This is a genomic window from Robbsia andropogonis (genome assembly GCF_000970345.1).
In the GTDB taxonomy this organism is placed as follows: Bacteria; Pseudomonadota; Gammaproteobacteria; order Burkholderiales; family Burkholderiaceae; genus Robbsia; species Robbsia andropogonis.
Map to the genome: position 1 here is coordinate 1 of NZ_LAQU01000062.1, position 11,402 is coordinate 11,402.

At 53.2% G+C, this 11,402-nt stretch carries 9 protein-coding genes and 1 pseudogene; 4 read left to right on the plus strand and 6 right to left on the minus strand.

Going from position 1 to position 11,402, the window contains the following annotated elements; all coding sequences use genetic code 11:
- Positions 1–333: 333 nt before the first annotated feature.
- Both WM40_RS24630 and WM40_RS32170 read right to left on the minus strand, forming a co-directional pair.
- On the minus strand, positions 334–2,805 hold the full coding sequence (locus WM40_RS24630; RefSeq protein WP_162199126.1) for a UvrD-helicase domain-containing protein: 2,472 nt from the start codon (positions 2,803–2,805) through the stop codon (positions 334–336).
- A gap of 626 nt (positions 2,806–3,431) precedes the next feature.
- Entirely contained in the window at positions 3,432–3,566 is a 135-nt protein-coding gene (locus WM40_RS32170) for a hypothetical protein (protein WP_269083111.1), read from the minus strand.
- Positions 3,567–3,737: 171 nt separating this feature from the next.
- On the opposite strand from WM40_RS32170, the gene WM40_RS24635 reads away from it, so the two are divergent.
- On the plus strand, positions 3,738–4,121 hold the full coding sequence (locus WM40_RS24635) for a VOC family protein (RefSeq protein ID WP_046154286.1): 384 nt from the start codon (positions 3,738–3,740) through the stop codon (positions 4,119–4,121).
- Positions 4,122–4,201: 80 nt separating this feature from the next.
- Here WM40_RS24635 and WM40_RS24640 read toward each other — a convergent pair whose 3' ends face one another.
- Positions 4,202–5,071, minus strand: coding sequence for a PhzF family phenazine biosynthesis protein (locus WM40_RS24640; RefSeq protein ID WP_046154284.1), 870 nt, complete (start codon positions 5,069–5,071; stop codon positions 4,202–4,204).
- Positions 5,072–5,641: 570 nt separating this feature from the next.
- Here WM40_RS24640 and WM40_RS24645 point away from each other — a divergent pair.
- Positions 5,642–6,094 (plus strand): GNAT family N-acetyltransferase, encoded by a 453-nt coding sequence (locus WM40_RS24645; protein WP_046154285.1) that lies wholly within the window; start codon positions 5,642–5,644, stop codon positions 6,092–6,094.
- Between the two features lie 429 nt (positions 6,095–6,523).
- On the opposite strand, the pseudogene WM40_RS24650 reads toward WM40_RS24645, so the two are convergent.
- Positions 6,524–7,204, minus strand: a pseudogene (locus tag WM40_RS24650) (NmrA family NAD(P)-binding protein); the annotation flags it as partial.
- A gap of 110 nt (positions 7,205–7,314) precedes the next feature.
- Between WM40_RS24650 and WM40_RS32635 the strand changes: the two are divergent.
- Together WM40_RS32635 and WM40_RS24655 are read left to right on the plus strand one after the other, a co-directional pair.
- The gene (locus tag WM40_RS32635; protein WP_201779180.1) at positions 7,315–7,488 is read left to right on the plus strand and encodes a winged helix-turn-helix transcriptional regulator; all 174 of its coding nucleotides are present in this window, start codon (positions 7,315–7,317) and stop codon (positions 7,486–7,488) included.
- 336 nt (positions 7,489–7,824) lie between these two features.
- Positions 7,825–9,165: an energy transducer TonB gene (locus WM40_RS24655; protein WP_052738512.1), complete on the plus strand. Its 1,341-nt coding sequence runs from the start codon at positions 7,825–7,827 to the stop codon at positions 9,163–9,165.
- A 211-nt stretch (positions 9,166–9,376) separates the two neighbouring features.
- Here the strand turns inward: WM40_RS24655 and WM40_RS24660 are convergent, their stop codons facing one another.
- Together WM40_RS24660 and WM40_RS30445 are read right to left on the minus strand one after the other, a co-directional pair.
- Positions 9,377–9,733: an adenylyl-sulfate kinase gene (locus tag WM40_RS24660; RefSeq protein ID WP_081765252.1), complete on the minus strand. Its 357-nt coding sequence runs from the start codon at positions 9,731–9,733 to the stop codon at positions 9,377–9,379.
- A 1,340-nt stretch (positions 9,734–11,073) separates the two neighbouring features.
- Positions 11,074–11,402, minus strand: a 329-nt coding sequence (locus WM40_RS30445; RefSeq protein ID WP_236693684.1) for a PhzF family phenazine biosynthesis protein, incomplete at its 5' end; no start/stop codon positions are given.

Below are 11,402 nucleotides of genomic sequence, written 5' to 3' on the forward strand. Positions count from 1 at the left end.
ACCAGCCGCTTACCTCCGAAGAGCTTAAAAAGCTTATTGGAGTGCCCATTTATAAATAAATGGGTACTACCGGCATGCCGCCAATCGATACCCGGCCACATGAAATACGCGGCTGACAAGATGCCTTCGGTCGACGCTTACCGCGAAACGTCAACAACGCTACGATTATGTGGCGCCAACAGCTTCTTCAGAATCGCTTCCTTGCGCTCTTCGGAGTACTTCATTGGATTCTTCAGTCTGCCCACTGTTAGGGGTCACACTGCTGGCGCTCAGGTCAAATGTCGCTGCCCGATGCATGCATGGCCAGATGTCAAGCCCTTGCTGTTGGCTTGCCTAAACCTTCTCCATTGACCCCACTTGTTTTGCGAGCGAGATGACGTCCGCCACAGTTACTTGAGTCGAATAATTAGACCGACGTGGAAGACGCTCGAACACCCCCTCGCTCTTGGGCTCTGCAAACCAGATGCAAAACTGCTTTGCGCGCGTGATACCGACATATGCGAGGCGCAACGCCTCGTCCTGTTGGGCCAAATCATAGGCCCGTTCACGTCCGTGAGCGCTGCCGACAAGTTCTGCTTTGAGATATACGCTATTACGCAGCACGTTGCGACCAACGTAGCGTATTTCCCCGAGCAAAATGACGTAGTCCGCTTCGAGTCCTTTACTTTGATGCAGGGTTGTCACCAGCAAATCACGTTCGCTGACCGCGCGGAACACATCCCGCACAGCCTTCGCCGTTGCATCAAGCTTTGCGCGACTCAAAACGAACACGCGCTCACCTTTCTTTTTCCCCTGCAGCAGCATGCGAACGACGCGCACGACGTCGTCGCTTTTGAACTCGGTCACCTGGCAAACGGGGATTGGCAAGTTCTTGTATCGCGATTCTGCCTCTCCGTTCAATTTGCCCTCCAGCCTTTCCCGCAGGTCTACTAGCGCGGCCTCTGCAGCGCGAATGATGTTTGCTGACGAACGAAAGTTCTGATTGAGCTGCAACGCTTGCCTCGGAGAGCCACGGAAATATTTGTGGAAATCCATAAAAAATTTCGGCGAGCTGCCGCGCCATCCGTAGATTGATTGCCAATCGTCCCCCACTGCTATCAATGTTGGCTGAATTGCGTCCCCAGACTTCTTCCATAACCTCGTCTGCGCGGCCGTCACGAACTTGACGATTGCTGGCGAGATATCTTGGAATTCGTCGATGAGCAAATGCTGTATAGGGGAGAGGTCAGCGGCATCCATTTCCCCAAGCACGTCTTGCTCGTCGGCGAGGGCCTTGAAAATCTGGTTGAATGTCCAGACTCTTCGAGCCCCCAGCGCCTCGTAGAAAGACGAATAATATTCAGCACAGGCGCGCCCGAACTGCTCCTCAACCGAGCCTTTCGCAAGTAGATGAAGCTGGTCGAGCGTGCACGGGTCAACGGCAAGATTTTCGGCAAACTGCCCAAACGTGAAGAGCGCGTAAAACACGGGGAGCAGCTTACGTTCGCCAGGAATGCGAATTTTGAATTTCGGGGCGACGTTCGTCTCTGGCAATGCCGCCCAATGGAGTTGCTTCTTCAGTGCCGTCAAGTCCTTCTCGTCCGTGACGTACCGGATTTTCTGCTCACATTGCGCCAAGAGCAGAGCCTGCTTGTTCTTCGAGGCTTGAAAGTTTTTAACTAGGGTGGTGCCTCCGAACCCGTTCACCTTGTTACTTATCTCGCTATGCACGCCGAGTACAACATAGGTATCAACTGAGGCAATGTACCCGTGAGCCGCATATTGGCCGTTCTCAGCAATAAGAGGACGGCGCTCGTCTGGTGAATTAAGCTCTCGAACGCCCGGCAAAGGCCACAATCCGCGCCGGCGCCAATCGGCTTCTACATATGCAGACCACTGTTCATCCCGGCGAAGAATTTGACGTTCAAAACGAATAGCTTCCAAGGCATCTTTGTCGTCCTTCGCGATTGGCGGTGATAAAAAAGATGCCTTCAATAGCTCCCTCACAACAAGACGAAACGAATTGCTCTGCGAGAAGCGAGTCGTATAAGCGTCATGAAGCAACCGCAACTGGATGCGTGACAAATTGCCAGGCATAAGGCTGTCAACATCGTTCGCACGAAACTCTTCTTCGCTGAGTAGGTCGTCGCTGGGCGGAGCTACATCGGAAGTAGGGATGGTGGCTTCCGCGCTATTTTTTGCCGCAGGTATCTCGTCCTTCAGAAACTCGAAAACAGCGACGTCGCGGCCTCTTTTTGCCCGGAACAACTGCAAAGCTTTCGAATGAAAGGTTCGAACGGAAGCTTCTGCCTCTTTCAACGTTATTGGCGTTGGCCAAAACTGAGACTCTTCAATGAGTTTCTCGATAAAGTCGCGACGTGATTTCCGCGTAAACGTGAAGACGGTGATGTGACGCAACTGAACGTTCAGGTAGTTGGTCGCCAATAAGAAACGATTGACGAGGGACGTCGACTTGCCCGAACCGGCGCCTGCCAGTACGGGCAACGCAGCTCGTGTCGAGAAAATCAGCCTCAATTGATTGTCTGTTGGGCCAATGAGCTTGCTGCTACCAGGCTCCTTTTCCCGGTACATATGTTCCCGAGCATTTCTCTGCGTGCTAGCTTTAATTTCGAATGCGTCGCCGGCATAGACATCCTTGACGGTCACGACGGCGGAAGTTGGCGCTGACTTCGGCTGCTGCGGCTTCATAGGGAGGGACTGTTGCACGGGCTCGGGCGTCCGCGTAACATCTTTGCTCTCTCTCGTTCTTGCGAGGCCAAGAAAAGCTAAAACGTTAGCCCAGAGTTGCAGGAACCAATGCATCATCGACAAACCTCGTAGAACTGGCGACCCGGCAACCGACCGTTGCAGCATTCGAGTTTTAAAGTCGCCTTGTTTTTTGAATTCATGCGGGCCACCCCGTGCAAAGTCCTCAAACGGAAGCGCGCGAGACTTAGACTGTCCCGACTCGACGCATACGTGGAGTACTTGCATTTGTTTGTTGCCCCCTGGGCCCAGACGGAAGCGGGGTATTGAGATTCCGTCGAGCAGACCGAGGATATCTCAATATTGTGAGGGCGACATACCGATTGCTGGAAACGATGTTTCGCGTGCATTTCGCATACTCCGTGTCAGCTCTTGCGCGTCCTGATTTTTCTAGCGCGCCCGTCATAATCAGTGCAGATTTAGAGACTGAGACCTCACGCTAGTTGAGAGCGTGCTTTCCTCTTTCAACGTCACGGAGTTGGCCCGATACGAGTTATCGCACAGATAATTCCGCGGGCCGCACGCTTGACAAGCGGGGGCATTTCTGATTAAAGCTCAGGTGCGGTTCAGCCGAACCGTGGGTGAGTTGCTCCCGCCAGCGCACGCAGCGGATAACCCAGCGCACCCTGCCATTGGTACTGCGACAAGCCTTCTCGCAGGAGCTGCTTAGACCAAAAATCATCGTTCTACTTTGGCGCACGGTTCGCGATGGTCGACTGATTCTTGTCGACAATGACTTGCTGATTGCCAGATGGAATGACTCGCAGGATTGGATTGGCATGCGCGCGGAAAGGCCGTGTTCCAACCGCCGTCGAGGCCATGATGGCACTCGTGATGAACATCGTTCGGAGTGCCGTCGTCTCTGGCGATTGGAATGCTTCCGAGTGTGTAGATGCTTAAAGATGCTGACCTTACTTTGACGTAAAGAGCTTGGTTTTTTGCCCGAGGTGACGGCAACGCCGGCCTCGTTACCAGTTGCTAAGGAGTGTGACGTGGAACTAATCGACCATCTTGACCACCTTGTCTTAACATGCGTAAACGTGAACGCGACAAAGCACTTTTACAGTGAAGTGATGCAGATGCAGCTTCAGACGTTTGGTGAAGGGAGAATAGCGTTTCGCTTTGGGAATCAAAAAATCAATATTCACGTCAAGGGCTTGGAATTTGAACCCAAAGCGCACTTGCCTGTTCCCGGCGCGATGGACTTGTGCTTTATTGCAAAGGTACCGCTCGATGAGGTCATTTCCCATCTTCAAACGGTCGGCTGGCCTATCCTGGAAGGCCCCGTCGACCGGACTGGGGCTACCCAAAAAATACGCTCAGTCTACATTCGCGACCCAGACCTCAATCTGATTGAAATTTCGGAACTCGTTTGACTTTTCACAAGCTAATCTGCCTGTTTATGTCAGACGTTGGGTACCCGCGCGGCCAAGTATACACTCGTGAATACCGCACCTTAATCCAAGGCGCGAACCGCGCCCGACACCCGTATGCTTGCACCTGCTTCCGGGGAGATTTCTACATGGAGGCGGCTACGCATCCCCATGTCCTCTCCCTGGATGATATCGACGGTGCCCTCGTGCAGCCATCCTGCATCCCGTAGATAGCCCGCCAGGGCCGCGGCTGCCGCGCCGGTCGCGGGATCTTCGTACACACCGCCTGCCGCAAAGGGATTGCGAGCGTGAAACAGCCGCTGGTGCTCGGCGTGCACCAGCGCGATCGTGGCAAGTCCGTGAGCAAGCATCAGTTCGCGACCAATATCAAGGTCATAGTGCATTTCAGACAGACGGGCGCGCTCGGTCAGCGCAAGCACGAGGTGCTTTGCTCCACCATACGCAATAGCAGGCGGCAGGCGCGTGTCCAGTTCTCCTTGCGTATAGCCAAACAGCGCCAGTGCATTGCATAAGAGATCCGGCGGTGCCGGCTCACTGTGGGTTGGCGGAGACTGTAAAGCTGCGAACAATGCCGCACCGTCACAACGCGCCTCGACCGTGATTTCCGCTTGGTTGAGGTGTAGGTGAAATAGCCCATCTCCTACACGCCGAGCAAGTGCGGCTCCCAGTGCGATGGTTGCATGTCCACAGAAGGGAACCTCGATTTCGGGAGCGAAATAGCGTACCCGCCAGGCACCGGCGAGCGGCGCCGCGAATGCCGTTTCGGAATAGCCGACCTCCGCTGCGATTGCCAGCATGGTGTCGGCATCTGGCAGCGCCTCGCAAATCACTACACCAGCGGGATTGCCTCCTGCATCGCCATCGGCGAACGAGGCCAGTCTTTCGACAGGGAAAAGGCTGAATGGCGCAACAGTGTGTTCTGTCTTGGTCATTGGTTGGCGAGCAAGGGGTAAATGAACGTCTGACGGACGGTCGAATCTTATTCCATGCGATTCTCGCATTTTAGTATCGACGGCGCGCGACGATGCGAAGCCCAAACGCAGGGCGGCGGTCTTGAACCAATCCGCTATGTCTTACGCGGATCGTTGCGTTCCGCTGTCCGAGTGATTTTGAACCCGCGTTGAATATGAAAAATACAACTTCTTCCGGCCAGCTCCTTCTCATCCCAGAAACTTAAGGGGCATCCGAGAATGACTATTTGCCGAAGGCAAACTCAACGACAACTGGAACGCTCGATGACGGCGTTAGGTTGCCACTGCTGCTCAAATGTCTGGTAGGTTTCCGGGGTAAGCGACGCATGACGGTCAATCTAAGGCGCCATAATTGTCCGCTAGGCAGTGAGAGGGTGCTTGTTCGTTAGTCGGCGCTTGAGCAGACAATCTATGAATATCTGCTGGATGTCCGCATGCCGAATTTTTACAAAACGATTACGAAATCGAGCAAAATACTCGTCAAGGGCGAAGCTCCCGTTAGCACTTTTCAGAGGAATCAAAGGCTTTATTATGAATGTTCATCCACTGGTTCGATCCGCGGATATCGGCGACGCTATGTCAATTCAGTCACTATATCGGCAGTTGGTGGACGACGAAAAGGTGAATGTTTCTGAGCAACAACTCCAAGAAATCGGTGATGACAGTCGTGCGCAATTATTTGTCTGCGAGGTCGACGATACCGTCTGTGGAACGGTACTTGTATCTCTATGCTTGGATGTGATGTATGGGCAGCAGCCGTTCGCAGTAGTCGAGAACTTCGTCGTAGATACCGCCTGCCGTGGACGAGGAATTGGTCGAACGCTTTTCCGTGAAGCAGAGAATTTTTGCCGGACCCGTAATGCCTCAAAAATTATGTTGCTCAGTTCGATTTCCCGCGAGAGCGCGCATCGGTTCTTCGAGGGCGTCGGGTTTCGTACGGATTTCAAACGCGGTTTTGTGAAATACCGCAGCCAATTTGACTGAGAAAAATTGTTGAAGACATAATTTTCTAGCGTTCATATGTTCTCTGTCGCCTGGACAAGGCGGCCTTTGCTGGCTACCGTTGGCAACGTTGGCATTTCAGTTCAGCGTGCTGATCGACATTGATCAACCGACATGGCTAGTACGCGACGGCTGTTAAGCGACCGGCGCAACCTCGGCTTGAGTGATCGTTGACCACCACGTCATACACTGCTCGTTATAGGTGAGAGTGGACAAACGCCTCATCTTGCGGCCCCCCATCGATAACTGCTACGAGTGCCTAATGCTAATAGCGCTTGGTAGAGTTATGCAGTGCGGTATTTACTCGCGACTCGTCCTTTACGCCGTCCGACCTATTAAGTTGCCTCCACCACAGCAAAGAATCTTGCGCTTGCAACGCCGCTTGCTAACTTAAATTGCGCCATCACGCGATCATCGTTTGTTTTGTCTGAGCCAAGTCGGCACATCTGTAACGGCGATATTTTCCGCAGCGTTAAAGGTGCACGCCATGTCCCACGCAACCCCGGTATCTCGCGCAAAAGCTAAGCGATATTTGCACATGCCATCTCCCGGTCGCTCTGCCACCTGCGCGCGCAGCGATTTGAAATCCCATAGGACACGGTCCGTGCGACGTCCCAGGTGGACATCTACCATGTCGGCGAGTTCGGCGTAAGAAACGGTGTGCCCAGCGACGTACACTATCGTGTCATTCAGGCTGGGTTGATGCGCAAGGATGGCGGCTATCATACAGCCGATGTCTTTGGGAACCGTCACTGTATCCCAACTGCCGAGCGCGCGAACGCTACCGGCCTCGAAGTCCACCACGCCAAAGGAAGGCTCAAACAAGAAGCTGGTGAACATCCCGGTTGATGCGCTGATCCAGCGAGTACTTGATTGGGCGCGAAGCATGTCACGCACGTCGGCTTGTTCGTCAAAGACATCTTGTCCACTATCGCGGACGACGATGTCATAATCGACGCCGAACTGCCACGGCACATATCGCGCAACGCCGGCATTTAAAACGGCAGCTGTAATCTTTCGCTGCGTTCCTGGCCCGCCGACAAAGCCCGTGCAACAGATGACGGTCGAAAATGCAGAAAAAATGGTACTGAGGTTTTTTCGGTTTCCGCAGCTAGATCCGCTTGGACAATGCCTAAATCCATGGCCCGCAACGTTGCTGCCTTAGAGTCGGTTGCATCATCTGCTTTTGGACGAAGGATGGGTTGATCGTCCGGAACGATCGCCGCGAAGTACCGCCAAGGGTAGACTACACGTTGACTGATTTGGGTCGCGGTCTACTGGTGGGTATGGTGCCACTTTGGTTATGGGTTATTGACAATGCCTCAACGTTCAGAAACGCGCGGAAGTTTTTTGATGCGTGTACTGACGAAGGATGACCTCGATGTCGCTGAAATCAGCGAGTGGCCCTTGGCCAGATCTTGGTCGCCGAAGTGGAGTTTGATGTACGCATCGATCGATTTACGATTTGTTAGTTGGAGGCGCAACGCCGGTAAAGACCGTTTCGTAACACGAGATTCAAGCCGTTGCTGCACTGAATACTCGGCCACGCAAAACACTTGGCTGGAAAACACCCGCTGAAGTGCTGGACCAATATCTAAAGTCTGCTCAATAATCTAGTGTTGCGACGGCCGGTTCAATCTACCTAGTGATCTTAGAAAGCCGGACAAGCTGCCCCAAAAATTACAAGCGGAAGTTGAACGATAGAAGCAGCGATGAAAACCACAATCAAAATTGCATCGGCGTTAACGGTAAATGTCAATAACAGCACTATCGATCTCATGCCGCAATGCATGCCGACAACATGCCATCCGCATGTGCCGCTGCATATCAACATCGCTCGAACGCTGCTGCTTCTCGCGTGCTGCATTGGTGCGCACACTGCGCGGGCTAACAACGCTCCGACATCTTCTTATGTACCTGCGCAGAACATCCCGTGCATCTACGGCTGGTCCGCCGCCGATCTGAAATCGGCGCAGTCGTTTACCGGACGCGAGCGTCGGCCAGACGTCGCCGTTCGTGCATCGGTCGATGTGCATGGCCAAGTTAGCGGCGTCGTCGTCGAACAGTCGTCAGGCAATCCCGAGTTGGACAATCTCGCACTTCAGGCGTCGCGACGTGCCGAGTGCAGGCCCTATGCCGATGCGAGCGGCAACCTGGTGGCGGTCGAGACCAATTTCGTTTTCGGGCTGCCGCAAGCTCGCGTCATCCACCTGCCCGCCGAACCGAGCATAGCAACCGCTGCCAGCAATGCACCCACAACTGGCGGCCTCACCGCAGTAATGCCGTCGCTGCTGGCCGTAGCTGTGCCGCTCGAATTGGGCCATCCACTCGATACTGCAGGGCTGAGCAGGTTCGGCATTGCGCCTGATTCGCCGAAGGCAAAGATGTTCACCGCCTTATCTGAAAAAATCGCCACGGACCCGGACATTAAGGCTTTTCTCTCCGATGGCGATCCGGCCAAGGCCCGAGCCTCCGCCTTCACACGTGTGCTGGCGTTGCTAGACGGAATGGCGCGGATCTCCCCAGCCGATCGAGAGCAACTGGCGAGTTTGACAACCCGCGCATTGGATAATGCGCCGCCCGATTGCGGCGGCTTCAAGATTCTACCGGCCGTCACGTCGCACTATCTGTCGCTAGCCGACGAAAGCGAGGACGAACTGCGTAGACAGTTGCAAGCAATGTTCGATCTGATCAAGCAGTCGACTCAAACAGACTCGCCGCCGCAGATCACGCCTGGTCAACTTTTGCAGGGCGAACTTGCCATCTCGGCGTCAATTGCGCGGGCATTGCAGCGCGAGCCCGCCGAGACCGAAAATCTCGGCAAGCTTCTTGCCGGAAGGCAGGCGGAACTGTCGTCCGACGAATGGTGCACGGCTGTGCGTTTTTACCAGCATGCAGTCGACGCGACACCGCAACCATGGCGTGATTGGGTCATGCTCAGCGAACTCAACAGGCTGCGTCGCGTCATGGCGGTGGTGACCGCCGCCGTGAAGAACGCGTCGGCACAGAAAGCAATGCCCTCATTAGTTCCCGCGCCCCAGGTTTTGCACTAGGCGGAACTAGTACGACAACGCGTGCGGCCAAACATTCTACGGGCCTGTAAGGCCGCTGGCCAGAACACCTTGATCGAAGTGCATTGCGCGAGTTAGGAAACGCTGGAGACCGTTAGGACCATCCAGTCTAGCGCTGATCGCATGGGATCCTTATGCGGGCAAGGTCTCGCTAGCACTGTGGCGCCAGCGAGCCACTAAACTGGCCGCGGTATTAGCGGGAGCTCGCCACTACCCTATTCGATGCCCCAATCAGTTCGAGCGCTAGATTAACGGATTCTTCAATCGATAACACGCTGGAATCGAACGTCAGATCAGGCGCGAGCGGCACTTCATAAAGGTCGCCAATACCAGTTAAATTTGTGATCTCGCCCGCGCGTGCTTTTCTATATAGCCCTTTAGGATCACGGGCTTCGCACACAGTCAGGGATGTGGACATAAAAGTCTCGACAAACCGTTCTTCTCCTATTACGTGACGCGCCGTCGTGCGGTCAGCGCGGTAGGGTGAAATCAGCGCAGCGATCGCCATAACGCCATGGTCGAAAGCACGGGACGGAGACGGTGAACCAATCCGCTATCTTCTACGCGAATCGTTGCGTTCGGCTGTCCGAGCGATTTGCAACCTGCCTTGAACGCGAAAAATACAACCCCCTTCCAGCCCGCACCTTCTTATCGCTGAAACCTAAGAAAGCATCTGAGAATGCTTATTCGCCTAAGGCAAACCCAAAACTACAACTGGAACACTCGATAACGGCCCTTAAGTTGCCGCCGCTCAAATGTCTGGCAGGTTTCCGTGGTAGGCGCCGCATGACGGTCGATCTCGGTCACCATCGTTGTCCACTAGGCAGCGAGACGGCGCTTTTTGTAGTCGACGCTTGAGCAGACACTCCGTGGATATCTGTTGAATGTCCGCGTGCCGAATTTATACAACACGGTTACGACATCGAGCAAAATACTCGTCAAGAGCGAAGCTCCCGTTAGCACTTTTCAGAGGAATCAAAGGCTTTATTATGAATTGTCATCTTATAAGAGTAGATGCCACACTTATTTCTTAAAAGAGATAGTTTTTACTTGCAGTACGCGCTTCTTATAAAGAACGGAATTATAATGCAAAATGCAATTCCTGATGCAAATGCATAAAATACAAACTTTGATACGATCTGCACATTATGAATGCGGTCGTATTTTCCGTATGCTTTCATCAAAAATATTACGGAAAAAACTACCGATGTAGCAATCAAGATCGAACAAGTTACGACCAGTATGACGGCTTCTTTGGGCGGAATAGTGTGCAGATTATATTTAAATTCGGTCCGGCATGCAGCGAAATTAACTGCTAAAAACATAAAGAAATTTAAGGACATAAAAAAAGAAATATTATTTTTTCAACTTAAGCCCCGAGATGAACCGCGAATTATTAGATTTCTGAGTTTGGAGAATAACTCGTATGTTTTATGTTTCATAACATTACATATTACGAATAATTACGTAATAGTAAAAATATTAATGTAATTTTTTGCAGGGTTAGGGCAACAGAACGGCTAACCGACTTAGCCGTCTTTGATGCTCCATCACGATTCTTAACGAGTTGCGCTATGCCTGCTCTGGCTGACAGCTTGAAATTTGATAGGCGGTTGAATGCTATGCGGATGACGTCATCTGCCATTGTGAAAGCGAAGCGGCGGCTTGGTCGTTACTGGCTGATCGTAAAGCTCGTATCGCGAGGTGTCAGTTAGAGTTGCAACCCGAGAAAACTCAGAACGTATATTTCGTCTATGCGACTCGATGTCGTGACTTTGTGATTGACTACTTTTCCGAGAGCTCCCGCAAGCCATGACGGCCAACGGAACCGCGCACGACTCGCGCAGCGAGCCACTCAACGCCATTAGAGAAAAAAGCGAAACCGTCCTTTTAAAGCGCTCTGACCCTGTCTCGAAACGACTGACCTGCCCCTGGCATTAGTAATCCCCCTGCGCAGGGTGACTGTACCCGCCAGGCACCGGTGAGTGGCACCGCGGATGCCGTTTCGGAATAGCCTACCTCTGCTGCAATTGCCTGCACGGTGTCAGCATCTGGTAGCGCCTCGCAAATCACTACACCAGCGGGATTGCCTCCTGCGTTGCCATCAGCGAACGAGGTCAGTCTTTCGACCGGGAAAAGGCTGACCGGCGCAACAGCGTGTTCTGTCGTTGTCATTTGTTGGCTAGCAAGTGGTAAATGAGCGGACGGGTGGTCGAATT

What these genes read in the sequence shown, in the direction of transcription:
- WM40_RS24630 (WP_162199126.1), bottom strand. Translation starts at nt 2,805, where the DNA reads ATGATGCATTGGTTCCTGCAACTCTGGGCTAACGTTTTAGCTTTTCTT.
- WM40_RS32170 (WP_269083111.1), bottom strand. Translation starts at nt 3,566, where the DNA reads ATGGCCTCGACGGCGGTTGGAACACGGCCTTTCCGCGCGCATGCCAAT.
- WM40_RS24640 (WP_046154284.1), bottom strand. Translation starts at nt 5,071, where the DNA reads ATGACCAAGACAGAACACACTGTTGCGCCATTCAGCCTTTTCCCTGTC.
- WM40_RS24645 (WP_046154285.1), top strand. Translation starts at nt 5,642, where the DNA reads ATGAATGTTCATCCACTGGTTCGATCCGCGGATATCGGCGACGCTATG.
- WM40_RS24655 (WP_052738512.1), top strand. Translation starts at nt 7,825, where the DNA reads ATGAAAACCACAATCAAAATTGCATCGGCGTTAACGGTAAATGTCAAT.